Genomic DNA, 23,827 nt, shown 5'->3' with positions numbered 1-23,827 from the left:
ATGGGCAACCTGCCGAAATTCCTGCCGATCACCGTGATCGACTCCGCCGCACCGGTGCCTGCCGAGGCGCATTCGCATCACCACGACGCGGCGGAGCAGGGGCCGCGCTCGCTCGGGCAGCCGGCACCGTGCCGGCTGTTCGTGGACGAGACCGCGATCAGCGAGGCCGACATCGCTCGCGAGATGCAGCACCATCGGTCGATGCGCCCGGAACAGTCACGCGCCGAAGCGGCGCGTGCACTGGTCGTACGCGAGCTGCTGCGCCTGGAAGCGCAGCGGCTGGGCCTGCAGGCACCGGAGGGCAACCGGGTCAGCGACGAGGAAGTGCTGATCCAGCAACTGCTGGAAGACGCTATCGAAGACCGCGTGCCGACCGACGAGGACTGCCGCCGCTACTTCGAGCAGAACCCGGAGCGCTTCCGCTCGCCCGATCGCGTGCGCCTGCGCCATATCCTGCTGGCTGCGCCGGCCGACGACGTGGCCGGGCGCTTCGCCGCACGCACCGAAGGCGAGCGGCTGGTCGGACTGCTGAAGGAGTCGCCGCACCTGTTCGCCGATTTCGCCCTGCGCCATTCGCGCTGCCCGTCCAGCAGCGAAGGCGGCGACCTGGGCTGGTTGCAGCGTGGGCAGACCACGCCGGAGTTCGACCGCCAGGTGTTCCGCCTGCGCGAGGGCCTGGCCGGTTTCCCGGTGGAATCGCGCTGGGGCTACCACGTGGTCTGCGTCGATGCCCGCGAGGAAGGCCAGCCACAGCCGTTCGAGGCGGTGCTGCCGCAGCTGCGTGAGTACCTGGAGCTGCAGGTACGCCAGCGCGAGGTGCAGGCCTACCTGCTGCAGCTGCAGGAACGCTACCCCGTGCGCGGGCTGGACGAGATCGAAGCCGAAGCGGATATCGGCTGACCCCCATTGAACGAGGAGACCCCATGAACCAGGCCCTTGCCCCCGCCAGTGCCGGGCAGCAGCAGCGTGCGCTGTGGCTGAGCACGTTCGCCTTCACCGTATGCTTCGCGGTGTGGATGATCTTTTCAATCATCGGCATCCAGATCAGCCAACAGCTCGGTTTGAACGACACCCAGTTCGGCCTGTTGATCGCCACGCCGGTGCTGACCGGCTCGGTCAGCCGCGTCTTCCTCGGCATCTGGTCCGACCAGTTCGGTGGCCGCAAGGTGATGGTGCTGGTGATGCTGTGTGGCGCCGTGGCCACCTGGATGCTGACCTACGCGCAGACCTACACCCAGTTCCTGATTGCCGCGCTGTGCGTGGGCATCGCCGGCGGCAACTTCTCGGTGGGCGTGGCCTACGTGTCGAAGTGGTTCCCGGCCAGCAAGCAGGGCACTGCGCTGGGCATCTTCGGTGCCGGCAACATCGGCTCGGCGGTGACCAAGCTGTTGGCGCCGCTGGTGATGGTGGCCGCCGGCTGGACCATGGTTGCCAAGGTCTGGGCGGTCGCGCTGGCGGTCACGGCGGTGCTCTTCTTCCTCTTCAGCAAGGAAGACCCCTCGCTGGAGCAGCGTCGCCGCGAGGGCGTGAAGCCGGTGCCGTTCGCCGAGCAGATGGCGCCGCTGAAGAACCTGCAGGTGTGGCGGTTCTCGCTGTACTACTTCTTCGTGTTCGGCGGTTTCGTGGCGTTGGCGCTGTGGCTGCCGCACTACCTGGTGGGCGCCTACGGCATGGACGTGGGTCATGCCGGCATGCTGGCGGCGTGCTATTCGATCCCGGCCAGCCTGTTCCGCGTGGTCGGTGGCTGGATGTCGGACCGGATGGGCGCGCGCCGGGTGATGTACTGGACCTTCGGCGTGTCGGCCATCTGCACCTTCCTGCTGGCCTACCCGGATACCGAGTACGTGGTGAAGGGCATCCACGGCCCGATCCACTTCCATCTGGCCATCGGCGTGGTGATGTTCACCGTGCTGGTGTTCGTGCTGGGCTTCTTCATGTCGCTGGGCAAGGCCGCGGTCTACAAGCACATTCCGGTGTATTACCCCAAGCACGTGGGTGCAGTGGGCGGTGTGGTCGGCATGATCGGCGGCCTGGGTGGCTTCATCCTGCCGATCGTGTTCGGGGCATTGAACGATGCCGTGGGCATCTGGAGCAGTTGTTTCATGCTGCTGTTCGTGCTGGTGGCGGCTGCACTGGCGTGGATGCACTTTGCGATCCGTCGCATGGAACGCCGTCACTTCCCGCAGATCGATCGCGAGACCGACCTGCCCGAAGCCATCGATGCGGCCGCCGCCGAGCGGGTGCGCGGCAGGTGAAGGGGGTTGCCGGCCAGTGGGCGGCACTACCGGGGTGGCGCGCGGCGGGTGAGGGGGGTTGCCGGCCGCTGGCCGGCATGAACCCACCGATGCGCCACGCTTGATTTCAATCAGGGCCACGCGAAGAGGAACGCCCGAAGATGTGTGCCATGAGCTTCCACGTTGATGAGAGTGAGGACACTGCGCTGCAGGCGGCATTGCTGCGGCAGCCCCGGCACGTGCTGTTTCCGCCGGCTGACCAGTTCAGCACCGGCTTTGGCGAAAGCGGCTGGCGCGCCGCCGTGCGCGCCAGCAATGAGCACCTGATCCCGCGTGGCTTGACGCTCGGCTTCCAGGCCGGTCGTGGTGGTCGCGATGTGCCGCCACAGGCGTATCTGGACACCTTGCTGCTGGCCCTGCAGCTGCAGGCCGATGCCCTGGCCGAGGACCGCGAAGTGGTGGCGATGGTGCTGCAGCTGGGCTTGGCCGAGACATTGCCGCCGCCGCAGCTGGGCCAGCTGCTGGACGCCGTGCCGCAGCACCTGCGCACGGTGGCGCGGCCGCAGGTGGAAGTGCGGCTGGACGCCGGCAGCGCGCTGTCACCGGCGCAGCTGCGCGCGGTGGGGTGCACCCGCCTGAACGTGATCGACCGTGCCGATGCGCCGGGGCCGACCCTGCTGGCACAGGCGCGGCAGGTCGGCTTCACTGCGCGCTACTACCAGCTGCGCGTGCCCGCCAGTGAGGACACCGGTTTCATCGAGCGTCTGCATGAGGTGCTGGCCGAAGCACCCGAGCGCATCCTGTTGCCAGCGCCGTGCGCATTGCCACGGGATCCCTCGGCGGCCCACTGGCTGGAGGCCTGGCGCCTGCTGCGCGCAGCAGGCTACGAACCGATCGGTGGTGACCACTACCAGCGCGGCGACCTGCCGAACCCGCATGGCCCGGGCGATGGCCAGCGTCATTGTGACCTGGCCGGCGTGCCACGCCGCGACCGCAGCGATTTCATCGGGCTTGGCCTGTCCGCCTGCAGCCAGATCGGCGAGGTGTTCTACCGCCTGGAGGACGAGCTGGGCGAATGGCGGGCGCGATTGCAGTCCGGTCACATGGGCGTGGCCGCGGGCCTGATCCTGTCCGAGGACGAGCGGATGGCGGCCGAGGTGGCACAGAGCATCGCCTGCGACCATGCCCTCGATGCGGCCGCCTTCGAGTGGCGTAATGATGAACCATTCGAGGAATGCTTCGCCGAACAGCTGCCGGCGCTGTCGCCGTTGCTGGCGCGCGGCTGGGCGCAGTGGGATGCACGCGTGCTGCGGCTGGCCGAAGAAGGGCGGTTGCTGTGGCGTATGATGGCCGCATGCTTCCGGCCGGCGGCCGCCATCGCTTGAGTCCTGCACCGATGTCTTCAACTCCGCCTTCCCAGGGCCGCCTCGGCCGGGCCACGCCGAACCCCGCCGCCGCCGATGATGGCGACGCGCTGCACTTCTGCAGCACCTGTGCGTTTTCCGATGCCTGCATGTCGCAGGGTTATGACAAGACCGCGCTGGGCGACCTGCACGTGCTGGTCGACCACGTCGGCCCGTTCCATGCGGGTGACTACATCTTCCGCGCCGGCGAATCGTTCGATTCGATCGCCGCGGTACGCGCCGGCATGGTCAAGACCTTCGTCGATGACAGCCAGGGCAACGAGCAGGTGCTGGGCTTCAGCCTGCCCGGCGAAGTGATCGGCCTCAATGCGATCCACGGTTCGCGCTTCCCCTGCAATGCGGTGGCGCTGGACACCGTGCACCTGTGCCGCATCTCGTTCCCCAAGCTGAGCCTGCTGGCCACGCGCATGCCGGGGCTGCAGGCCAAGCTGTTCAGCCTGCTCAGTGCGGAGATCGGCAAGGTCGCCACGCTGGCTGCCAACCACCGTACCGAAGAGCGCATGGCTGCGTTCCTGCTCGACATGTCCGAGCGTTACGCGCGGCGTGGTTTTTCCGCCACGCGCTTCAACCTGACGATGGCGCGTACCGAGATTGCCAACTACCTGCGGATGGCGCCGGAAACCGCCAGCCGCGTGCTGCGCCGCCTGAGCGATGATGGGATCATCGCGGTGAAGCAGCGCGAGATCCTGCTGTTGCAGCCCGAGCGCCTGGCGGCGCTCGCGGTGGCCGACGAATCCGATCCGAACTGAACCTGGCCGGGAGCCGACGATGAAGCGAGCTGGACTGTTGTTGCTAGGACTGCTGGCTGCGATGCCGGCCTGGGCGGCCGAGCTGACGGTGTCGGCGGCGTCGAGCCTGACCGAGAGCTTCCGCGAACTGGGCGCCGCCTATGAGAAGGCGCACCCGGGGACCAAGGTCGATTTCAACTTCGCCGCGTCCGGCGTGCTGCTGCAGCAGATCAGCCGTGGCGCGCCGGTGGATGTGTTTGCGTCGGCCGATGAAACCACGATGGACCAGGCCCAGCAGCAGGACCTGCTGGCTGCCGGCACCCGCGAGGTGTTCGCGGTGAACGCGCTGTGGGTGGTGGTGCCGCCGCAGGCCAAGGCCGCGCCGCGTAGCTTGAAGGACCTGGCCGGTGCCGGCGTGCAGCGCATCGCACTGGGCAACCCGGACAGCGTGCCGGTCGGCCGCTATGCCAAGGGCGCGCTGGAGGCGGCGGGCCTGTGGCCGTCGGTGCAGGGCAGGATCATCACCACGCAGAACGTGCGCCAGTCACTGGATTACGTGGCGCGCGGTGAAGTGGATGCCGGCTTCGTCTATGCCACCGATGCGCAGGCGATGCCCGACCGCGTGCGCCGTGCCTTCGCGGTGCCGGTGTCCGGGCGCATCGCCTACCCGCTGGCGGTGACCAAGGCCAGTGCGCAGCCGGCCGAAGCCAAGCGGTTTGCCGCCTTCGTGCGTTCGGCACAGGGTCAGGCGATCCTGGCCAGGCACGGGTTCGGCAAGCCCTGAGGCATGGATCTCGACTGGAGCGCGCTGGGGTTGTCGCTGAAGGTGGCCGGTTGGGCCACCGCGATCAATCTTGTAGTGGGCGTGGCACTGGGCGCGCTGTTGGCGCGGCGGCGATTTCCCGGCCGTGAGCTGCTGGATTCGCTGCTGACCCTGCCGATGGTGTTGCCGCCAACGGTGCTGGGGTACTACCTGCTGGTGCTGATCGGCCGCAACGGACCGATCGGCGCGTGGCTGCAGTCGTGGTTCGGCATCAACCTGGTGTTCACCTGGCAGGCTGCCGTGATCGCTGCGGCGGTGGCCTCGCTGCCGCTGGTGTTCAAGCCGGCACGCGCGGCGTTCGAGGAAGTGGACGGACAGCTGGAGCAGGCCGCACGCACGCTTGGTGTGTCCGAAGCGGCGGTGTTCTTCCGCATCACGTTGCCGCTGGCCTGGCGTGGCATCCTCGCCGGCCTGCTGCTGGCGTTTGCACGTGCGATGGGCGAGTTCGGCGCCACTTTGATGGTGGCTGGCAGCATTCCGGGCCGCACGCAGACATTGTCGATCGCCATCTACGAAGCGGTGCAGGCCGGTCAGGACGGCAAGGCCAACGCACTGGTGATCCTGACCTCGGTGGTGTGCATCGTGATCCTGCTGCTGGCCGCACGGCTGGTGGGCGGGCGTCGCCGGGAGCTGCGTGATGTGGCTTGACCTGCAGGTGCAGCGCCGACTGCAGGCGGCCGGCCAGGATTTCGTGTTGGACGTATCGCTGCAGTGCACGCAGCGGCAGGTAGTGCTGTTCGGCCCCTCGGGCGCGGGCAAGAGCCTGACGCTGAAGGCGGTGGCCGGGCTGCTGCGTCCGGGCCAGGGCCATGTGCGACTGCAAGGGCAGACCTTGTTTGACGCGGCGACCGGCGTGGACCTGCCGCCGCAGCGCCGCCGGCTGGGCTACGTGTTCCAGGATTACGCGCTGTTCCCGCACCTGAGCGTACGCCAGAACGTGGCGTTCGGTCTGCAGAAGGGCTGGTTGAATCCGCGGGCTGGCCAGCGCTTCGATGCGGTGGAGCAGTGGCTGCACGCATTCCGCATCGACACGGTCGGTGATCTTCTACCGTCGCAGGTCTCCGGTGGCCAGCGCCAGCGCACTGCACTGGCACGCGCCCTGGTGACGCAGCCGCAGGCGCTGCTGCTGGATGAGCCGTTCTCCGCGCTGGACCATGATCTGCGCCAGCACCTGCGCCAGGAGCTTGAGACCGTGCTGGACAAGACTGGTATTCCGTTGCTGTTGATCAGCCACGACCCGCAGGATGTGGCCATGTTCGGCCAGCAGGTGGCACGCGTGGTTGACGGCCGCATCGTCGGAGGTTGACCCGCGATGGACGCACGGGCGATGGATGGCTACATCTGATGGTAGTGCCGGCCGCTGGCCGGCAACCGTGGAATCCGGAGCAGCCGGCCAAGGGCCGGCCCTACCGGTTCGGGGGTTCCGCGACGCTCAGGTGATGAATGGTTGCATCTGGTGGTAGTGCCGGCCGCTGGCCGGCAACCATGGAATCCGGAGCAGCCGGCCAGCGGCCGGCTCTACCGTTCCAGGGTTCGTGCGGTCCAGTGGTGATGGATCAATACAATTCGCAGTGCGTGCGGCCTTCGCTCCGCAGTGCGTTCCAGTGCCCTTCGCCACCGATGGCATCGATGGCCTCGCGCACCGCGCCTTCCAGGTGGCTCTTGTTGCCGCACAGGTAGAGATGCCCACCGCGGGCCAATACATCGCGCACTTCGGCGGCGCGCTGCTGCAGCACATGCTGCACATAGACCTTTTCGGCGCCATCGCGCGAGAACGCGGTATGCAGGCCGGCCAGCACGCCACGCGCGTGCCAGTCCTGCAGCTGTTCGCGGTACAGGTAATCGTGCTGGCTGTGCTTCTCGCCGAACACCAGGTGCACTTCGCGCGCGCAGGCGCTGGCCTGCAGCTCCTGCATCAGGCCCATCAACGGTGCGATGCCGGTGCCGGTGCCGACCAGCAGCAGCGGTGCCTCGCCGGTATCGGGCAGGTGGAAGCCGGGATTGGAGCGGCAGTACACCCGAGCGGTATCGCCGCCGTGCAGCAGACTGCCTGTTGCGGTGCCGAAGCGCTCGCGACCGCGCAGGGTGTAGCGTACTTCGCGCACGCACAGGCTTAGCTGGTCGTTGCAGGGGTGCGAGGCGATCGAGTAGGCGCGCGGCAGGCGCGGTGACAGCAGCTCGCGCAGGCGGGCCAGCGGCACGCTGGCCGGCGTGGCATGGTCCTGCAGCACGTCCAGCAGGTCCAGCCCGTGCAGGTAGGCTTCCAGCTCGCGCTTCTGGCTGACCTTCAACAGGCCCTTCAGTACCTCGCTGCCACCTAGCTTGGCCAGCTCGCGCAGCATGCCCTTGCTCAGCAGGCGCAGCTCCCGGTCATGCAGCGCAGCCACAGCGGCGGTGTCGCCGTACCAGGTGGCCAATGCCTGCAGCAGGGCAGGGTCGTTCTCGGGTACCACGTGCAGGGTGTCGCCGGCGCGGTAGGCCATGCCACTGCCGGCAATGTCCAGTTGCAGGTGCCAGGCGGCCGGGTCGCTGCTGTTCAAGCGGCGGCGTTCGAGAATGCGGGCGGCAAAGGCATTGTCTTCGCCATAGGCGGTGACCTGCAGGTGCAGGTCCTGGCCAGCGTTGAGGTCGCCATCCAGAACCTGGCCCAGCACCGGCTGCCATTGCTGGAAGAACTGCTCGTAACCCAGGTCGGCATCCACGCGGTGCAGCAGCGGCTGCGCCTGGCGCTCGCTCAGCGCGGCATCCAGCGCCTTGGTGAATCCGCAGAAACTCGGGTAGCCGGTGTCACCAAGGCCGAATACTGCATAGCGCAGGCCGCTCAGTGTCGGAGTCTGGCGCAGGGTTTCAAAGAATTGTTCGCCGTTGGCTGGCGGTTCGCCGTCACCGAAGGAACTGGAAATCGCCAGCAGTACATCGCCTTGGCCGAGACTGGCCACGTCGATATCGTTGAACGGAAGCACCTGCGGCCTGTGCGGCTGCAGGTCCGCGCCCAGGCGCTGGGCCAGGGCGCGGGCATTGCCCGACTCGGACGCGAAACCCACCAGCAGGCGGCTGAAGGGCGTACTGGTCGGGAGGGCGTTCACGCGGCCTCGTAGAAGTCGTCGAACTTTTCCTTGCTGAACTCGACCAGGTCGTAGTTCTGCATCAGGTCGTTCACCACGCGGCGGATGCTGATGTACGAGGTGATGTTGCCGTCGGCGTCGAACAGCGGTTGCACGGTGGTGTCGACCACGTAGAGCACGCCACCCTTGCCAAGGTTGGGAACGATGCCGGTCCAGGTCTTGCCGGCCTTGATGGTGTCCCACATGTCCTTGTAGACCGCCTTGGGCACATCCGGATGGCGCACGATGCTGTGCGGCTGGCCGATCAGCTCCTCGCGGGCGAACCCGGTGAGCGTGCAGAACAGGTCGTTGGCGTAGGTGATGTTGCCCTGCAGGTCGGTGGTGGAGATCACCATGACGTTCTGCATGGCATTCAGCAGCTGGGCGTTGTCGGGGGTGTAGCTCATCGCAGGGTCCTTGTGGATGCCGGTAACGCCGGCGTGTTCGGGTCCTGCATAGAGATACGCCCGCACGGCGGCGGGCGGTTTGACATTGATCAAGTGGGTGGCGGGATCGGCTGCGACTGGGTGTCGCAGGGCGCGTTCACTGCTGCAGGGGAAAGCCGATCGTCTCGTGGCAATGCCGCATCAGGTGGCGGCCTCCCTCATTGATGTGCAAGGTGTCCGCGTCACCGAAGAACCGCAGCAGCGCTCCCCCGGTCGTACTGCCTGCATGCGCGGAGCGCCTGGCTGCCGATGGCAGAAACGGATCAGCTCGCGGATCGTGTCCGCCAGGCAGATCCGTACGTGCAACGGCGCCTTCGATCATCAGCTGGGCACATGCGCCTGCCAGATAGGCGTCTGGTTCGCGCTGCGCGCCGCGCCGAGGCTGTCCTGCCAATGCGGTGGCGATATGCTGGAACTCATGGGCGGTGGTGGCGATCACGCGCCTGCGCAGCGAGTCGGTGTCGGGACCGGAGGGAAACCAGAAGCTGACCATCTGACCCTGCGGCTCTGGTCCCGGCAGCTGTCGCCAGATGCCGCCTCCGTCACTTACGATCGTGAGCTGATAGCGCATTGGTGTCCGTTCCTGCCCATTGGCCTGGAGCGGCAATCCAGCGGATCGTGCGGCGGCCTCGCAGAGCCGTGACGCCTGCATGGCCGAAAGCGCTCGATCTGCCCAGAGAACTCGAGTTGCGACGGATGACCACCTGCACTCGATGGACCGATTGGGGAACTCCGAGCTTTCCGGGCCGGGAAGCATCGACACTGTGCTGATCTTCAGATGTAAGGAAGGGCCTCGCAGCAGGGTGGCATACCCTCCATTGGTACTGACCAGGTTTCGGGGAGGCAGCTGGATGGATTGGCACGCACTTGTGGCCAGAAGGATTGCCGCCAGCCCAGCATAGAGCCCGAGGGGGAGGCCCGGTTGGGCACGCCTGGACTGACGGCGCTGCATCAGAGGGGCAGCCCGCGAGTAGATGTGAGGGTGATACCGATTGCTGCCACGACAACTCGCAGATTGCTCATTGGTACTCTCCACGTTGGACGTCGATTGATCGATCAGCTCAACCCGCTGATTCGGCAGTCGATCCGTACCGGCTCAGGCTCGATCAGGCAATCGGAATTTTTTCAAAAACCTCCAGTAGGTGGCTCCGGGCCACGTTTGAGGCGGCACGCAAATGTGCAGGTCGAGCTGATAGCGACCGTCGCGCCGCCAGTCACACCGCGTGGGGACCTCGCGCGTGCGTCAGCCCATCAGATAGCGCAACACACCGGCCGATACCACGCCGATCAGCACGGTCGGCAGCATCGACAACCGCGTGGCGGCCAGCAGGGTGATCGCCAGCGCGGCGAGGTCGGCGGGCTTGTCGGCGACGAAGTCGGGCGCGATCACCGAGATCAGCACGCAGCCGGGTGCGGCTTCCATCACCGTCACTGCGCGCTTGCTCAGTGTGCGGTTGCGCAGTGCGAGGAAGCCGATGATGCGGGTCAGGTAGGTGGCAGCGGCCATCAGCACGATGGTCAGCACCGAGGTCCAGTGGATCAGTCCGTTGAAGATCATGCCGCGTCCTCCGCCAGCAGCCAGGCTGCGGCCAGGCCGGCCAGCGCGCCGCTGGCCACGTACCAGGCGCCGGGAACCAGCAGGTAGGTGGCCGCGGCCACCACCAGGCTGACCAGCCACGGACGCGCTGCTTTCATGCCCTGCCACATGCCGCGCAGCAGCACCAGGAACACGGCCGGGAAGGCCATGTCGAAGCCGTAGGCGTGGATGTCGCCCAGCATCGGCCCAACGATCGCGCCCAGCGCGGTGCAGGCGACCCAGACCGTGTACAGGCCTGCCGATACGCCCAGGTAATAGGCCAGGCTGAAGCCGAGCGCACGGCGGCGCGCGTCGGCCACGCCCATCGCCCAGCTCTCGTCGCACATGAAGAACAGCGCCGGCAGCACGCGGCGGCGCGGCAGGTGCTGCAGCAGCGGGGCCAGGCTGGCGCCCATCAGCAGGTGGCGGCTGTTGACCAGCGCGGTGATCGCCACGATCAGCGCGATATGCGGCGGCGAGGTCCACAGTTCGACGGCGGCGAACTCCGAGCCGCCGGCGAAGTTGAGGCCGGTCATCAGCGGCACTTCCAGGGCGCTGAGGCCTTTCTGGGCGGCCTGGGCGCCGAGCACCAGGGCGAAGGGAATGAAGCCGATCATCACCGGTACGGCGGCGCGCAGGCCGCGCAGGAATTCGGCGCGCGGGGCGGTATCGCAGGTATCGGGCAAGGGGAGGGTGGTACGGGCGTCCATGGAACGGCACAACGAGGTGGGGGTGGCCCATGCTAGCGGTCCGATCGCGAAATCGGGTTGCGTTGATGCCATTCAATTCGGGAATATTGAGATTCCATGCGGCCAAGGTCGCCAAAGGTGAAATTCCGTGCAGTACCAGCTCGACAACCTTGATCGCCGCATTCTCGACGCCCTGCAGCGTGACGGACGCCTGCAGAACCTGGAGCTGGCCCGGCAGGTGGGCCTTTCGCCCTCGGCCTGCCTGCGGCGGGTGCGGCTGCTGGAGGAAGGCGGCTACATCGACCGCTACGTTGCCCTGCTGAATGAGGCCAAGGTGGGGCGTGGCTTCACGGTGTTCGTGCGGGTCTGGCTGCGCGGGCAGGACGAGGACACCACCAATCACTTCATCAACAGCATCAAGTCTTTCCCGGAAGTGCTTGAATGCCATCTGATGGCGGGCGACTGCGATTTCCTGCTGCGGGTGGCGGTGGCGGATCTTGATGCCTACCGGCAGTTCCAGATGCAGCACCTGAACCGGATTGCCGGGGTGCAGAACACGAAGACCGAGATTCCGATGCAGCGGATCAAGCAGACCACCCAGCTGCCGCTTTGAGGGATGGGGTTTGCGGCCGGGTTGCACCCGGCACCCGCGGTAGTGCCGGCCGCTGGCCGGCAACCTCAGGAGCAACAGCAACCGCAACGGCGATGTTCCCAGGGCGGCGTGGCGGTGTGGCCAGGCAGGACACGCCGTAGACCCATCCATGGGGGCTCGATGGCGCCATCCATGGCGCCAACGGTCCTGCCTGCCCACACCGCCCCGCGCCTGACAGTTCCCCGCGACCTGTTGGGGTCGGATCCCGTTGCTGTGCAACGGGCTCTGACCCCCGTGCGTAGATAGCGTGGTCTGTTCGATTCGTTGATGCCTGATCCGTGACTGGCTCCAGGAAGGCTGACCCGACGGTCGGCCGTGGGCGGCGGTCATCGCAATGACATGTGCCCCCGGTACGGTTTGAGCCCGCTTGCTGGTCGCGCGCGGGCCGGGGGTCCGGTCGTGGCGCGCGTCCACTGCAGCTGCTGTCGCTGCCGAGGGTCATGTGTTCTACGTCAGGGGGCTGAATGGACACCATGCGGTCAGAACTTGGAAGGTGGCCATCGCCGCATGGCTGCTGCTGTCCTTTGCCGCTGTGGCGCAGGACGGTGTTCATGCCTACGACATCCCCGCGCAACCGCTGGAACAGGCGGTCGAGCGTTTCAGTGTCATCAGCGGGTGGTCGGTGATGTACCCGGGCGACCTTGCCGCAGGCCGCAACAGCCATGCGCTGCGCGCCAACCTTGCGCCGCTTCCTGCGCTGCAGATGCTGCTGCAGGACACCGGTATCGAGGCCGAGGTGATCGGTGAGCAGCGCGTGGTGCTGCGCCGGGGCGGGCAGTCGGCGGCCGAGGCGGATGTTGGCACCGGCCTTCCCGAGGCCGAGCGTCGGCGTCGCTATGGCGGCCTGCAGCAGCGGCTGCGTGCGGCGTTCTGTGACGACCCCGAGATCGCGCCCGGCCGCTATGCCGCAACGCTGCGCTTCCGCGTCGACGGCGAGGGCCGGGTGCAGCAGCCCGAGCTGCTGTCGGGCAGTGGCAGTGCCCCCCGCGATGCGCGCCTGTTGCAGGCGCTGCAGAGCCTGGTGCTGGCGCCCGAGGCCGCCGCGCTGCCGCAGCCGGTGACGCTGCAGATCCGACCTTCCGGCACCGACCACGACTGTGGCCGGCGCGCGCCCCTTCCATGACTTCAAGGATTCGAACATGAGCAACGGTACGGCTGGGGCAGTTGACCTGATGGACCACCTTCTGGGGGCCTACGACGAGCTGAAGCGCCGCCTGGTGCGCAAGCTGGGCTCGGAGGAGCTGGCCGGCGATGCGCTGCAGGACACCTGGATGCGCCTGAGTGCGCGCCGTGACCGCCTGGATGCCGTGCAGAACCCCGCGGCCTACCTGTTGCGCATGGCGATGAACACGGTGATCGACCGCCAGCGTGCCGACCACCGCCTGCTGAGCCTGGAAGAGGTGGATACGCTGATGGAGATGGCCGACCCTGCACCGGGCCCGGCGCAGGCGGCCGAACTGGATTTCGCGCTGGAGGACATGGTCGGCCTGCTGCAGCGCATGCCCGAGCGCCGACGCCGCATCCTGCTGGCGATCCGCGTCGATGGCCTGCAGCAGCGCGACGTCGCCGACCAGCTGGGCGTGTCGCTGCGGCTTGTGCAGCGCGAGCTGAAAGCGGCCCAGGACTACCTGGCCGAGCGCAGCGGACAGGGGCGTCAGGTGCGGTTCTGAGCGGCGGCATCCGTCTACACTTTGACGCCGAGCAGAACCCCGCAGCGTGCGGGTCCGGCATGAGCCCCCATGGATCCTGACGATCGCCCGCAACGCCCGCTGGATGCCGTCGAGCGTCAGGCCCACGCGTGGGTGGTGCGGCTGACCTCGGGCGAGGCCACCGCCGCCGATGGGCGCAGGTTCCGTGAGTGGTGCGAGGCTGACCCGCGCCATCGCGAAGCATTCGGCCGTGCGCGCCGGCAATGGGAACAGGTACGCCTGGCCGGCGAACAGCTGCCCGCCGCTGTGCGCCAGCCGGTCGCGCCGACGCCGGCCCAGCGCTGGAGCCGGCGCGCCTTCCTGGGCGCCGCGATTGCCGCACCGGCCAGTCTGGTGGTGGTGGCGGCGATCCGCCCGCCGCTGGGGCTGTGGCCCTCGGTGACGGCGATGGCGGCCGATTTCCACACCGGCACCGGTGAACGGCTGCAGATCGCGCCCTTGCCGCAGCTGAAGATCGAACTGGATACGCAGAGCAGCCTGCGCCGTCGTTCGGACACGCAGGGCGAAGGCTTCGAGCTGGTGCAGGGCCAGGCCGCGATCGAAACCCAGGCAGGCCTGCGCCTCGCCCTGTTCGCGGGGCCGGGCTGCGTGATCGCCGATGAAGGTGCGGTGCGCCTGGACGTCCGCAACACCCACGGCCAGGTACGGGTGACCTGCCTGCAGGGCAGCGCCCGCATCGAGCACCCGCAGGGCCGCCTGCAGCTGCAGGCGGGCCAGCAGACCCAATACGACGAGCGCCTCAGTGGCGTGGTGGCCGAAGCCCTGGCCTCGGAAGTGAGCGCCTGGACCGAGGGTATGCTGGTGTTCCGTCGCGCTCCATTGCGCGAGGTGGTGGATGAAATCAACCGCTACCGCCGCGGCAAGGTGCTGCTGGGCGAATCGGCGTTGGCGCGGGCCCCGGTCAGCGGTCGCTTCCGCATCGATGATCCGGACGCGGCGCTGGAGCAGCTGCGACTGACGATGTCGCTGGATCTGCGTCGCTTTCCGGGTGGCATTGCCGTCCTTGGTTAGGTGAAGACGCTGGCCGTGCGCGCCGCGCAGGGCTGTTGCAAGCAGGGAGACGCCAAGGATGCGCAACGAGACGATCGGTGTGCTGGATCTGCGCCGCAATCTGTCGGCGCTGCTGGAAACCACGCAGCGACGGCCTTTGATGGTGCATCGCTATGGATCGCCGTGGGTGTGCGTGGTATCCGATGCGCAATGGCAACAACAAGCAGTGCTGCTTGAGTTCGATCCGCAGTCACACCCGTTGGCGATGCTGCTGCGCCTGCAACAGCAGGCTGTGCCGTTGCCCGAAAGTGGCGTGTTGCCGCCGGCGGCGATCGCCCGTGCGCTGCTGCTGGCAGACATGCATGGCATCGATGATCTTCCGCAGCTGCACGAGCAGGTTCAGCAGCAGCGCCTGTGGCACTGGTTTGTGGCCGGCGGCCATGGCGTGATGGACGGCTGGCAGCTGCCAGCGCTGCGTGTCGCGATGGCGTCATGGCTGGATGACGCAGGCATGACCGATGTGCTGGCGGCGTTCGCGCAGCGCAGCGACGTGGCGGTGCTGGCGCGGCGATGCGGTGGCGACGCACCACGGCTGGATCGCGAAACCTGCAGGCGGATGACGTTGCTGTGACGCTGCGGATGAAGCGCCACCCAGTGCACAGAGATGCATTCGCGTTGTCGCTTCACCTGCCTTGTCGACGTCTTCTGCAGAGTACGGCGCACCACGCGTCGCGGAGCACAGGCGGCGCTGATGGCAGACAGTCGCAGGATCAACATGCTGGAACTGGATCGCCACCTGAGCCAGTCGCTGGAACAGGCGCGGCATGCACCCTTGAACGTGCAGCGCTACGGGCATTCATGGGTCTGGGTTCTGTCCAGCGACGCCTGGGCCGACGCCGCGCGCTGGGCTGCACTGGACAGTTCGTCGCATCCGCTGCTGGCATTGCGCAGGGCGCTCGACCCGCAACTGCGGCCCTGGCCCGAATGTGCGGCGGCGCTGCTGCCGCTTGAGGCCGGTGATGTGCGCGTGCTGCAACGCGCGGCATTGCTGGTGGTGATGCGCGGCCTGAACAGCGCGCAGCGCGTGTACGACGACCTGCGCTACCACCAGGCCTACCGGCAGTTCATCGGCCTCGACCACGGCACGGCCTGGTCGCCGATGCAGTGCGTACGCCTGTTGCAGGCCTGCGCACATCCACTGCTGCGGGCCTGTATCGACGACACGCTGGGCAGCCTTCCATCTCCGTTGCTTGAAGCGGCGTGTGCGCCAGCGGTACGTGCTGCACCGCTGCAGGCACAGCCGCAGCGAATAGCAGGCGGATGTTTATCGTACTGACACATGCACCGCTGACCATGGCGCAGCGGTCTCTTCCAGGATGATGAGGGCGGAACAATGGCAAGGCAGGTGGGTGGTCGCAGGGCTCGGCAGCAGGGTTTCAGCCTGATCGAGATCATGGTGGTGGTAGTGATCATCGGCATCCTTGCCGCATTGATCGTGCCGCGTTTGATGGATCGCCCGGACCAGGCGCGGGTGGTTGCTGCGCGCCAGGATATTGCCGCGCTGATGCAGGCCTTGAAGCTGTTCAAGCTGGACAATGGCCGCTACCCCAGTGCCGAGCAGGGCCTGCAGGCACTGGTGAAGCCGCCACAGGGCAGCGGCACCATGCCGGTCACGCCGTACCTGGACCGGCTGCCGAATGACCCATGGGGTCACCCGTACCAGTACCAGATTCCCGGCACCCATGGCGACATTGATGTGTTCTCGCTGGGCGCGGACAGCAAGCCCGGCGGTGACGCCGGGAACGCGGACGTCGGTTCCTGGCAGCTCTGAGGCGCGCCGATGGCAGCCCGGAAGTGTTCGGTTTCCTGCGCCCGCCAGCGTGGCATGGCGGTGATCGTGGCGATGCTGGTGGTGGCGCTGGTGGCCGTGATCGCCACAGCGCTGCTGACCCGGCAGTCGGCGCAGCTGCGCGCGCTGCGTGGCGACCAGCTGCGCGCCCAGGTGCGCATGGCCGTGGATGCGACGCTGGAGCGTGCCGCGCAGCAGCTGCGTGAGGACGTGCGGGAACAGTTGACGACGGTCAGCAACGGGCGCTGGGCGCGGCCATTGCAGCTGCAGGCGCCGTTGCCAGTGCAGCTGCAGCTGGTCGATGCGCAGTCCATGTTCAACCTGCGCAACCTGCTGGCCTACGGCAAGCCGGACCCGGAAGCGCGGCGCGCGTTCATCGCGTTGTGCTCCGGGCAGGGCCTGGGGCAGGGTGCCTGTGCGTCTGCGGCGGATCACATCCAGGCGCGCCTGCGCGATGGCGATGTCCAGGCGCAGGCCCCGCTGCCGCGTGAATCACTGATCGAGCAGGCCTTCGCGGGTTCCGATCCAATGGCCGTGCAGGCGTTGGCACGGCGCACCGTGGTCCTGCCTGCGCAGACCCTGGTCAACGCCAACACCAGCGATCTCAGCGTCCTGCAGGCGGTCGTACCCAGTGTCGAACCCGGGCGCCTGCAGGCGCTGCTCGGTGAGCGCGATGGTGGCCATTGGCTGCTCAACCGCGGCGATATCGCCAATCGACTGCAACTGAGCAACGCGCAGATGGCCGTGGTGCCGCTTGGCATTCATAGCGAGTGGTTCCTTGCCGTCGGCCAGGTACAGGCCGATGGCAATGCGGTCGACTTCAGGGCCCTGATCTGGCGCGAGTATCGCGATGACAGTGTGCGCGTGCAGCGTGTGTGGACGAGGATTGGAACATGAGCGTGCAGCTGAGGGTGCGCCTGCCGGCGCTGGAACACCTGCGCGCCGACAGTACGGTCGAGTGGGCGCAGATGCACAAGGGTGGGGTGCTGGCCCATGGCCGCGAGGGCTTGGCCGTGCTCGGGCAACGTCATCCGCAGGCCGAGGTGCTGGCCTGTCTCGATCCGCAGGACCTGATCCTGCTGGAACTGCAGCTGCCGCCACTGTCGGGCCGCAGGCTGCAGGCCGCATTGCAGGGCGAAGTAGAGGCGATGCTGCTGGATGACCTGCAGGAGGTCGCGTTGGCACACGGTGTGCAGGCGGCGGACGGCACGGTTCCTGTGGCGTGGCTTGGCCAGCAGGCCGTCCTGCAGGCGCAACAGCTGCTGGCTTCATGTGCACTGCAGCTGCAGGCACTGTACCCGACCCCGCTGCTGCTGCCGTGGCAGAACGGTCAGGCAACGCTGCAGGCTGCCGGTGAGCATCTGCTGGTGCGCTGCGGGCGCGATCGTGGGTTTGTGCAGTGGTGCGGTGGGCGCGACACAGCGGCGGTACTGCAGTCGCTCGCGGCGCGTCTTCAGCAATCCGGGGTGCAGGCCGTGCAGTGGATCGATAGCGTGCCGTCGGCGTGGCCGGAGAACCTGCCGGCCACCGTGGTCGCGCATGAACGGCATGCATGCGGACCCGTGCCAGCGTGGTCGTTGCCACTGCCGGGTCGCAGCAGGCAGGCACCCCGCGTGGCGATCGGCCTCGCATTAGCGGCGGTGTTGCTGGCTGCGCTTGGGCTGCAGCTGCAGGTCTCGCGCTGGCGCAGCGAGGGCGAGGCGTTGCAGCAGGACATGGCGCGGCAGTTCAGCTCGCACTTTCCGGAGATCACCGATGTGGTGGACCCGGTGCTGCAGGCGCGGCGCGCGCTGGCCGTGCCGTTGCCGGCGCCGCCGTTGCCACCGGTACAGCGGCAGGTCGCAACGACGCTGCAGGCGATTCCGGAGTTGGGCGGCCAGGTGCGCGGCCTGCGCTATCAACCCGGCCAGCTGGAACTGGAGCTGGACGCCGATGCGCAGGCGGTAGCCGATGACGCGCAGCGGCTGGAGCAGTGGCAGCAGGCGGCGCAGGCGCAGGGCCTGCAGATGGCGCGCGAGGCCGGTGGACGCCTGCGCGTGAGCGGGGGCGGACAGTGACCGCCAGAGCCGTGCGCCTGGGCGAGGGTGTGGCCGGCCTGCAGCGACGCTGGCAGCACCTGCCGCCGCGCGACCGCTGGATGCTGTGGGTGATGGTGCTGGCGCTGCTGGCAGCGGGGCTGTGGTCATTCTGGCTGGAGCCGCTGCTGAAACAGCGTGCGCACTGGCAGGCTGAGCTGCCGCGGCTGCAGGCGCAGGCGCGCGCACTGGCGCCGCTGCTGCGTGCACGCGAACGCCAGCAGCAGGTGCAGGGGCAGCGCCCGACGCTGGCCGCGCTGCGTAATGGAATCAAGTCCGCCGGCCTCGCCGATGGACTGCATGTCGAAGCACGCGACGGGCGTTGGCACCTGCAGGTGCAGGCCGTACCTGCTGACGCACTGTGGAACTGGCTGCTGCCCGTGCTGGCCGATCCGGCCATCGAACTGCAGCAACTGCAACTGACACGCACAGGGGATGCGAACATGCCGGCGGCACGGATATCCGGAAACATCGTGATGGCACTCACTGCGGGTGGCCATTCATGAGGGCGATGCGCAGCCTTGCCTGCAGCACTGTACTGGCCCTGATCGTGGGTGGCGCTCACGTTGTTGCACCGGCACAGGCGCAGGAGGCCCCCGATGAACCGGTGCAGTTGAACCTGGTGGATACCGATATCGGCGGCGTACTGCGCATGGCGGCGCGCTTCACCGGTCGCCAGTTCCTGGTCGACCCGCGGGTGACGGGCAAGATGAACGTGGTCTCTGATGGCCCGGTCAGCCGTACCCAGGCGTACCAGTTGCTGCTGGGCGCACTGCGCATGCGTGGCTTTGCCGTGGTCGAGAACGGCGGTGTCAGCCGGGTGGTGCCGCAGGCCGAGGCCAAGCTGCTCGGTGGCCGTGTGGGCGCGGGCGGGGCCGGCGGCGAGGTGGCCACGCGTACCTTCGCGCTGCGCTACGAGAACGCGGCCGCGCTGGTGGCGGTGCTGCGGCCGATGATCAGCCCGGACAATCCGATCACCGCCAACCCGGGCAACAACACCCTGGTGATCACCGACTATGCCGACAACCTGGAGCGCATCGCGCGCGTGATCGCCAGCGTCGATACACCGGCCGGCATGGACACCGATGTGGTGAAGCTGCAGCAGGGCATTGCCGTTGACGTAGCGGCGATGGTCGCGCCGTTGCTGGATGCGCAGGGCGCCGAGCCCAGCCAGAAGGTGGTGGTGATGGCCGACCCCCGCAGCAACAGCGTGCTGCTGCGCTCCAGCAGCCCGGGCCGAACGCGCCTGGCGCGGCAGTTGGTGGAGAAGCTGGACCGTGCCCAGGACGAGTCCGGCAACCTGCATGTGGTCTACCTGCGCAATGCCCAGGCCAACCAGCTCGCCGGTGTGCTGCGCGGCGTGGTGGCCGGGCAGAGCGATGCACCGGCAATGGGCAGCAACGAAGGCATCACGCCACTGCCCGGCGATGCAAACCGTTCCACACCCGCGCAGCCGTCGCAGCCACAGCAGGCCAAGACCGGTGGCAATGCGCTGGAATCGCAGCGGCTGGACCCGAACCGCCGCGACCCGATCGACGCCGGAAGCACGGGCTTCAGCCAGAACGGCATTTCGGTGCAGGCCGACGTGGCCACCAACACGCTGCTGATCTCGGCGCCGGAGCCGGTCTACCGCAACCTTCGGCGGGTGATCGACCAGCTCGACCAGCGCCGTGCACAGGTGCTGGTGGAAAGCCTCATCGTGGAGGTCAACCAGACCGACGCGGCCGAACTGGGCGTGCAGTGGATGCTGGGCAATGGCCGCACCTTCGGCGGCACCCATTTCGGTGGTGTCACCGGCGGCAGCGGCCTGAACACCGCCGCGCGCACCACCCTGGACGTGCTGCCCAAGGACGGTCTGAAGATCGGGGTGATCGACGGCACCATCAATCTGCCCGGTGTCGGCCAGATCCTCAACATGAAGGCGCTGGCCAACGCACTGCAGAGCAAGGGTGGTGCCAACATCCTGTCCACGCCGAACCTGATGACGCTGGACAACGAGGCGGCCAGCATCATGGTCGGCCAGACCGTGCCGTTCGTCAGCGGTCGCTACGTGACTGACGGTGGCGGCGGCAGCAACAACCCGTTCCAGACCATCGTGCGCGAGGACGTGGGCCTGAAGCTGCGGGTGCGCCCGCAGATCTCCGAGGGCGGCACGGTGAAGCTGGACATCTACCAGGAAGTCAGCAGCATCGACGCGCAGAGCGCGAACAGCACGGCCGGCATCATCACCAACAAGCGCGCCCTGGATACCAGCGTGCTGCTGGACGATGGCCAGATCATGGTGCTGGGTGGCCTGCTGGAAGACAGCGTCAGCCATGGCCGTGATGCGGTGCCGGGGCTGGGAAAGATCCCGGTGCTGGGTGCCTTGTTCCGCAGCGACACGCGCAAGCGCGCCAAGACCAACCTGATGGTGTTCCTGCGCCCGCACGTGGTGCGTGACCCGGCCGCCGGCCAGCGCCTGACCCGCGACCGCTACGACTACATGCGCAACGCGCAGGCCGGCGCGCAGCCGGTACAGAGCTGGGCCTTGCCGGCGCTGTCGGCACCGCAGCTGCCACCGCAGGACCTGTCTGTACTCGGCCAGGGCAATGCACGCGATGGCCAGGGCCAGCCGCTGCAGAACAGCAGCCTGGCGGCGCTGTACCCGTCTGGTGACGGCGATGCGCAGCTGGTGCAGTTCGCGCAGGGGCTGGACCCGGCGCGTGCCAGCCAGGGCGTGGCGCAGGTGCGGGCACTGGGCCTGCAGGCCTATGCCGAAGCGACGCCCGGCGAGAGCGGGCAACGCCTGCGCGTGCGATTGCCGCGCGATCCGGCGACGCTGGACCCGGCGCTGCAGCAGCTGCGCGGGCTGGGCTACACGCCGGAACTGGTGATCGGGCCGTGAGCGCCGCCGCACCACTGCCGTACGCCTGGGTGCGCAGCCATGGCGTGATGCTGTCCGAAGTTGGCGGCGAGTCGGTGCTGCTGGGCACCGCCGACACCGCGGCGTGGGCTGTGGCCGAACTGCGCCGACGGCATGGCCCGCTGCCGTTCCAGGCGCTGGATGCAGCGACCTGGCAGCAGCGGCTGGGTGAGCAGTACCGTGACGGCGGCGATGCCGCTGCCCTGGTCGGGGCTGCTGAAAGTGAAGTGGATCTGGACCGGCTGATGCAGGACATGCCGGAAGTCACCGACCTGCTGGACGCGCAGGACGATGCGCCGGTGATCCGCATGATCAACGCGCTGCTGGCACAGGCCGCACGCGATGGCGCCAGCGACCTGCACATCGAGCCATTCGAGACCCACTCGGTGGTGCGTTACCGCGTGGACGGCACCCTGCGCGACATGGTGCAGCCGCGGCGCGCACTGCACGCGGCGCTGGTGTCGCGCATCAAGATCATGGCCCACCTCGATATTGCCGAGAAGCGCCTGCCGCAGGACGGGCGCATCGCGATCCGGGTGGGGGGGCGGCCGCTGGATATCCGCGTCTCCACGGTACCGACCGGGCATGGCGAGCGTGCTGTGCTGCGCCTGCTGGAGAAGGATGCCGGCCGTCTGCAGCTGCAGCGCCTGGGCATGGCCGATGACACCCTGGCTACGTTCACCGGATTGATCCGGCAGCCGCACGGCATCGTGCTGGTCACCGGCCCGACCGGCAGCGGCAAGACCACCTCGTTGTATGCGGCGCTGGGCCAGCTCGACAGCAGCACCAGCAACATCCTCACCGTGGAGGACCCGGTGGAGTATGACTTCGCCGGCATCGGCCAGATCCAGGTCAACGCGCGTATCGGCATGAGCTTCGGCACGGCGCTGCGCGCGATTCTGCGCCAGGACCCGGACACCATCATGATCGGTGAGATCCGCGACCTGGAAACCGCACAGATTGCGGTGCAGTCGTCGCTGACCGGCCATGGCGTGCTGGCGTCCCTGCACACCAACGACGCGATCTCGGCGGTGACCCGCCTGGCCGACATGGGCGTGGAACCGTTCCTGCTGGCCTCGTCGCTGCGCGGCGTGCTGGCGCAGCGGCTGGTGCGGCGGCTGTGCACGCAGTGCCGGCGCGCCGAGGTGGACGGCGAGGGCCGTACCGTGTGGCGCGCGGTGGGCTGCGCGGCCTGTGCCAACAGCGGCTACCGGGGGCGTACCGGCATCCACGAGCTGTTCGTGGTCGACGATCGCGTGCGTGCGCTGATCCATGAAGGGCAGGGTGAACCTGCGCTGCGCGAGGCTGCGCGGCGTGCCGGCATGCGGACCTTGCGCCAGGACGGCCAGCGTTGGGTCGACAGCGGGGTGACCACGCTGGAAGAGATCCTGCGCGTCACCGGCGACGACTGAGGCCTGCATGGCACTGTTCGACTACCAGGCTGCCAACGCGCAGGGCCGCATCGAGAAGGGTCAGCTGGACGCCGACAGCCCGCGCGGCGCACGCCAGCTGCTGCGCGGTCGCGGGCTGACACCCGTGCAGGTCAGCGCGGCGCGCGGTGCGGGCAGTGGCTGGGGCGCCCGCCGGCTGTCTGCCAGCGAGCTGGCCTGGGCCACGCGCCAGCTGGCCAGCCTGCTGGCCGCGAGCCTGCCGTTGGAAGCCGCATTGACTGCGGTGATCGAACAGGCCGAGCGCCCGCATGTGGCCCAGGCACTCACCGCCGTACGCGCCGACGTGCGTGCCGGCCAGCGCCTGACCGTTGCGCTGGCCGCGCGGCCGCGCGATTTCCCGCCGATCTATCGGGCGCTGGTGGGCGCAGGTGAAGACTCCGGTGACCTGGCGCGGGTGATGGAGCGCCTTGCCGACTACATCGAAGAACGCAACGCGCTGCAGGCCAAAGTACTGACCGCCTTCATCTACCCAGCGGCAATCAGCCTGGTGTCGGTGGCGATCGTGATCTTCCTGCTCAGCTACGTAGTGCCGCAGGTGGTGACCGCGTTCGTGCAGGCACGGCAGACGCTGCCGATGCTGACCCAGGTGATGCTGGCGGCCAGTGCATTCGTTCGCATCTGGGGAGTGTGGGCGGGGCTCGGCATCGCTGCGTTGGTGGTGGCATGGCGGTTGGCTCTGCGCAGGCCCGAGCTGCGCCTGCGCTGGGACGCGATGTTGCTGCGGGTGCCGATGGTCGGTCGTTTCGTACTGGGTGTGAACAGTGCGCGCTTTGCCTCGACCCTAGCGATCCTGCTGGATGCCGGCGTGCCGCTGCTGCGTGCACTGGAAGCGGCGCGGCAGACGCTTGGCAATGCGCTGCTGGCGCGTTGCGCTGATGACGTGTCCGCGCGCGTACGCGAAGGTGCCGCGCTTGGCTCTGCGCTGAAGGTGCAGAAGGTGTATCCGCCGATTCTCGTGCATCTGGTAGCCAGTGGCGAGAAGACCGGCGCATTGGCGCCACTGCTGGATCGCGCGGCACAGACGATCTCGCGCGAGATCGAGCGCCGCGCGATGGCACTGACCGCGTTGCTGGAGCCGACCATGATCCTGGTGATGGGCGGCGTGGTGCTGACCATCGTGCTGGCCGTGCTGATGCCGATCATGGAAATGAATCAGCTGGTGCAGTAGATCCACG

The 23,827-nt window shown here is 67.9% G+C and carries 25 protein-coding genes; 20 read left to right on the top strand and 5 right to left on the bottom strand.

All coding sequences use genetic code 11. From position 1 onward, the window contains the following. The 7 genes from ACMZ91_RS13195 to ACMZ91_RS13165 all read left to right on the top strand — a co-directional run bounded on the left by ACMZ91_RS13195 (window position 1) and on the right by ACMZ91_RS13165 (window position 6,515). The gene (locus ACMZ91_RS13195) at window positions 1-900 is read left to right on the top strand and encodes a peptidylprolyl isomerase (RefSeq protein ID WP_414577098.1); all 900 of its coding nucleotides are present in this window, start codon (window positions 1-3) and stop codon (window positions 898-900) included. 23 nt (window positions 901-923) lie between these two features. After that, the gene (locus ACMZ91_RS13190) at window positions 924-2,255 is read left to right on the top strand and encodes an MFS transporter (RefSeq protein ID WP_106548667.1); all 1,332 of its coding nucleotides are present in this window, start codon (window positions 924-926) and stop codon (window positions 2,253-2,255) included. Window positions 2,256-2,404: 149 nt separating this feature from the next. Next, entirely contained in the window at window positions 2,405-3,619 is a 1,215-nt protein-coding gene (locus tag ACMZ91_RS13185; RefSeq protein WP_414576804.1) for a coproporphyrinogen III oxidase, read from the top strand. A gap of 11 nt (window positions 3,620-3,630) precedes the next feature. Beyond that, window positions 3,631-4,407, top strand: coding sequence for a helix-turn-helix domain-containing protein (locus ACMZ91_RS13180; protein WP_012511268.1), 777 nt, complete (start codon window positions 3,631-3,633; stop codon window positions 4,405-4,407). 19 nt (window positions 4,408-4,426) lie between these two features. Continuing rightward, the gene (gene modA / locus ACMZ91_RS13175; protein WP_414576803.1) at window positions 4,427-5,170 is read left to right on the top strand and encodes a molybdate ABC transporter substrate-binding protein; all 744 of its coding nucleotides are present in this window, start codon (window positions 4,427-4,429) and stop codon (window positions 5,168-5,170) included. A 3-nt stretch (window positions 5,171-5,173) separates the two neighbouring features. Continuing rightward, the gene (modB, locus tag ACMZ91_RS13170) at window positions 5,174-5,857 is read left to right on the top strand and encodes a molybdate ABC transporter permease subunit (RefSeq protein ID WP_049459011.1); all 684 of its coding nucleotides are present in this window, start codon (window positions 5,174-5,176) and stop codon (window positions 5,855-5,857) included. Beyond that, window positions 5,847-6,515, top strand: coding sequence for a sulfate/molybdate ABC transporter ATP-binding protein (locus ACMZ91_RS13165; protein WP_257472504.1), 669 nt, complete (start codon window positions 5,847-5,849; stop codon window positions 6,513-6,515). Before modB ends, ACMZ91_RS13165 begins: the two co-directional genes overlap by 11 nt. A gap of 250 nt (window positions 6,516-6,765) precedes the next feature. On the opposite strand, the gene ACMZ91_RS13160 is transcribed toward ACMZ91_RS13165, so the two are convergent. The 5 genes from ACMZ91_RS13160 to ACMZ91_RS13140 form a co-directional block, all read right to left on the bottom strand. Then, window positions 6,766-8,295, bottom strand: a complete 1,530-nt coding sequence (locus tag ACMZ91_RS13160) for a diflavin oxidoreductase (RefSeq protein WP_414576802.1) — start codon at window positions 8,293-8,295, stop codon at window positions 6,766-6,768. Continuing rightward, entirely contained in the window at window positions 8,292-8,720 is a 429-nt protein-coding gene (locus ACMZ91_RS13155; RefSeq protein ID WP_005409905.1) for a PAS domain-containing protein, read from the bottom strand. Before ACMZ91_RS13155 ends, ACMZ91_RS13160 begins: the two co-directional genes overlap by 4 nt. Window positions 8,721-8,856: 136 nt before the next feature. After that, on the bottom strand, window positions 8,857-9,330 hold the full coding sequence (locus ACMZ91_RS13150; protein WP_257472282.1) for a hypothetical protein: 474 nt from the start codon (window positions 9,328-9,330) through the stop codon (window positions 8,857-8,859). Window positions 9,331-10,002: 672 nt separating this feature from the next. Next, window positions 10,003-10,317, bottom strand: a complete 315-nt coding sequence (locus tag ACMZ91_RS13145) for an AzlD family protein (RefSeq protein ID WP_032128129.1) — start codon at window positions 10,315-10,317, stop codon at window positions 10,003-10,005. After that, window positions 10,314-11,045 carry an AzlC family ABC transporter permease gene (locus tag ACMZ91_RS13140; RefSeq protein ID WP_014037422.1) on the bottom strand — a complete coding sequence of 244 codons (732 nt, stop codon included), beginning with the start codon at window positions 11,043-11,045 and terminating at the stop codon, window positions 10,314-10,316. The genes ACMZ91_RS13145 and ACMZ91_RS13140 overlap by 4 nt, the downstream gene beginning before the upstream one ends. A 127-nt stretch (window positions 11,046-11,172) precedes the next feature. On the opposite strand from ACMZ91_RS13140, the gene ACMZ91_RS13135 reads away from it, so the two are divergent. The 13 genes from ACMZ91_RS13135 (at window position 11,173) to gspF (ending at window position 23,820) form a co-directional block, all read left to right on the top strand. After that, window positions 11,173-11,637, top strand: a complete 465-nt coding sequence (locus ACMZ91_RS13135; RefSeq protein WP_005409896.1) for an Lrp/AsnC family transcriptional regulator — start codon at window positions 11,173-11,175, stop codon at window positions 11,635-11,637. A gap of 481 nt (window positions 11,638-12,118) precedes the next feature. After that, complete coding sequence (locus ACMZ91_RS13130) at window positions 12,119-12,799, top strand: TonB C-terminal domain-containing protein (RefSeq protein WP_414576799.1); 681 nt, start codon at window positions 12,119-12,121, stop codon at window positions 12,797-12,799. A gap of 16 nt (window positions 12,800-12,815) precedes the next feature. Further along, window positions 12,816-13,346: an RNA polymerase sigma factor gene (locus ACMZ91_RS13125; RefSeq protein ID WP_032128154.1), complete on the top strand. Its 531-nt coding sequence runs from the start codon at window positions 12,816-12,818 to the stop codon at window positions 13,344-13,346. Window positions 13,347-13,415: 69 nt separating this feature from the next. Next, complete coding sequence (locus tag ACMZ91_RS13120) at window positions 13,416-14,396, top strand: FecR family protein (protein ID WP_049400274.1); 981 nt, start codon at window positions 13,416-13,418, stop codon at window positions 14,394-14,396. Window positions 14,397-14,454: 58 nt separating this feature from the next. Further along, a complete protein-coding gene (locus ACMZ91_RS13115) occupies window positions 14,455-15,006 on the top strand; it encodes a hypothetical protein (protein WP_134952120.1) in 552 nt (183 codons plus the stop codon). 120 nt (window positions 15,007-15,126) lie between these two features. Then, window positions 15,127-15,711 carry a hypothetical protein gene (locus ACMZ91_RS13110; RefSeq protein WP_012511258.1) on the top strand — a complete coding sequence of 195 codons (585 nt, stop codon included), beginning with the start codon at window positions 15,127-15,129 and terminating at the stop codon, window positions 15,709-15,711. Window positions 15,712-15,768: 57 nt separating this feature from the next. Beyond that, on the top strand, window positions 15,769-16,206 hold the full coding sequence (gspG, locus tag ACMZ91_RS13105; protein ID WP_006370834.1) for a type II secretion system major pseudopilin GspG: 438 nt from the start codon (window positions 15,769-15,771) through the stop codon (window positions 16,204-16,206). Between the two features lie 9 nt (window positions 16,207-16,215). Continuing rightward, on the top strand, window positions 16,216-17,121 hold the full coding sequence (gspK, locus tag ACMZ91_RS13100) for a type II secretion system minor pseudopilin GspK (protein WP_134952121.1): 906 nt from the start codon (window positions 16,216-16,218) through the stop codon (window positions 17,119-17,121). Further along, window positions 17,118-18,281: a type II secretion system protein GspL gene (gspL, locus tag ACMZ91_RS13095; RefSeq protein WP_414576795.1), complete on the top strand. Its 1,164-nt coding sequence runs from the start codon at window positions 17,118-17,120 to the stop codon at window positions 18,279-18,281. Before gspK ends, gspL begins: the two co-directional genes overlap by 4 nt. Further along, window positions 18,278-18,805, top strand: a complete 528-nt coding sequence (locus ACMZ91_RS13090; protein ID WP_032128120.1) for a type II secretion system protein M — start codon at window positions 18,278-18,280, stop codon at window positions 18,803-18,805. The genes gspL and ACMZ91_RS13090 overlap by 4 nt, the downstream gene beginning before the upstream one ends. Beyond that, window positions 18,802-21,183: a type II secretion system secretin GspD gene (gene gspD, locus ACMZ91_RS13085; protein WP_414576793.1), complete on the top strand. Its 2,382-nt coding sequence runs from the start codon at window positions 18,802-18,804 to the stop codon at window positions 21,181-21,183. Before ACMZ91_RS13090 ends, gspD begins: the two co-directional genes overlap by 4 nt. Next, window positions 21,180-22,613 (top strand): type II secretion system ATPase GspE, encoded by a 1,434-nt coding sequence (gene gspE, locus ACMZ91_RS13080; RefSeq protein ID WP_049463072.1) that lies wholly within the window; start codon window positions 21,180-21,182, stop codon window positions 22,611-22,613. Before gspD ends, gspE begins: the two co-directional genes overlap by 4 nt. Before the next feature lie 7 nt (window positions 22,614-22,620). Further along, window positions 22,621-23,820: a type II secretion system inner membrane protein GspF gene (gene gspF, locus ACMZ91_RS13075; protein WP_049463073.1), complete on the top strand. Its 1,200-nt coding sequence runs from the start codon at window positions 22,621-22,623 to the stop codon at window positions 23,818-23,820. Window positions 23,821-23,827 lie beyond the last annotated feature (7 nt).

The sequence above is a fragment of the Stenotrophomonas sp. FR024 genome (assembly GCF_047500745.2).
Classification (GTDB): Bacteria; Pseudomonadota; Gammaproteobacteria; order Xanthomonadales; family Xanthomonadaceae; genus Stenotrophomonas; species Stenotrophomonas maltophilia_A.
The sequence above is the reverse complement of the archived record's forward strand: the minus strand, read 5'-3'. Positions and strand labels throughout refer to the sequence as shown.

Excerpts from the sequence above, each read along its gene's own strand:
- ACMZ91_RS13195 (WP_414577098.1), top strand. The coding sequence starts at position 1 with ATGGGCAACCTGCCGAAATTCCTGCCGATCACCGTGATCGACTCCGCC.
- ACMZ91_RS13190 (WP_106548667.1), top strand. The coding sequence starts at position 924 with ATGAACCAGGCCCTTGCCCCCGCCAGTGCCGGGCAGCAGCAGCGTGCG.
- ACMZ91_RS13185 (WP_414576804.1), top strand. The coding sequence starts at position 2,405 with ATGAGCTTCCACGTTGATGAGAGTGAGGACACTGCGCTGCAGGCGGCA.
- ACMZ91_RS13180 (WP_012511268.1), top strand. The coding sequence starts at position 3,631 with ATGTCTTCAACTCCGCCTTCCCAGGGCCGCCTCGGCCGGGCCACGCCG.
- modA (WP_414576803.1), top strand. The coding sequence starts at position 4,427 with ATGAAGCGAGCTGGACTGTTGTTGCTAGGACTGCTGGCTGCGATGCCG.
- modB (WP_049459011.1), top strand. The coding sequence starts at position 5,174 with ATGGATCTCGACTGGAGCGCGCTGGGGTTGTCGCTGAAGGTGGCCGGT.
- ACMZ91_RS13165 (WP_257472504.1), top strand. The coding sequence starts at position 5,847 with ATGTGGCTTGACCTGCAGGTGCAGCGCCGACTGCAGGCGGCCGGCCAG.
- ACMZ91_RS13155 (WP_005409905.1), bottom strand. The coding sequence starts at position 8,720 with ATGAGCTACACCCCCGACAACGCCCAGCTGCTGAATGCCATGCAGAAC.
- ACMZ91_RS13150 (WP_257472282.1), bottom strand. The coding sequence starts at position 9,330 with ATGCGCTATCAGCTCACGATCGTAAGTGACGGAGGCGGCATCTGGCGA.
- ACMZ91_RS13145 (WP_032128129.1), bottom strand. The coding sequence starts at position 10,317 with ATGATCTTCAACGGACTGATCCACTGGACCTCGGTGCTGACCATCGTG.
- ACMZ91_RS13140 (WP_014037422.1), bottom strand. The coding sequence starts at position 11,045 with ATGGACGCCCGTACCACCCTCCCCTTGCCCGATACCTGCGATACCGCC.
- ACMZ91_RS13125 (WP_032128154.1), top strand. The coding sequence starts at position 12,816 with ATGAGCAACGGTACGGCTGGGGCAGTTGACCTGATGGACCACCTTCTG.
- ACMZ91_RS13120 (WP_049400274.1), top strand. The coding sequence starts at position 13,416 with ATGGATCCTGACGATCGCCCGCAACGCCCGCTGGATGCCGTCGAGCGT.
- ACMZ91_RS13115 (WP_134952120.1), top strand. The coding sequence starts at position 14,455 with ATGCGCAACGAGACGATCGGTGTGCTGGATCTGCGCCGCAATCTGTCG.
- ACMZ91_RS13110 (WP_012511258.1), top strand. The coding sequence starts at position 15,127 with ATGGCAGACAGTCGCAGGATCAACATGCTGGAACTGGATCGCCACCTG.
- gspG (WP_006370834.1), top strand. The coding sequence starts at position 15,769 with ATGGCAAGGCAGGTGGGTGGTCGCAGGGCTCGGCAGCAGGGTTTCAGC.
- gspK (WP_134952121.1), top strand. The coding sequence starts at position 16,216 with ATGGCAGCCCGGAAGTGTTCGGTTTCCTGCGCCCGCCAGCGTGGCATG.
- gspL (WP_414576795.1), top strand. The coding sequence starts at position 17,118 with ATGAGCGTGCAGCTGAGGGTGCGCCTGCCGGCGCTGGAACACCTGCGC.
- gspD (WP_414576793.1), top strand. The coding sequence starts at position 18,802 with ATGAGGGCGATGCGCAGCCTTGCCTGCAGCACTGTACTGGCCCTGATC.
- gspF (WP_049463073.1), top strand. The coding sequence starts at position 22,621 with ATGGCACTGTTCGACTACCAGGCTGCCAACGCGCAGGGCCGCATCGAG.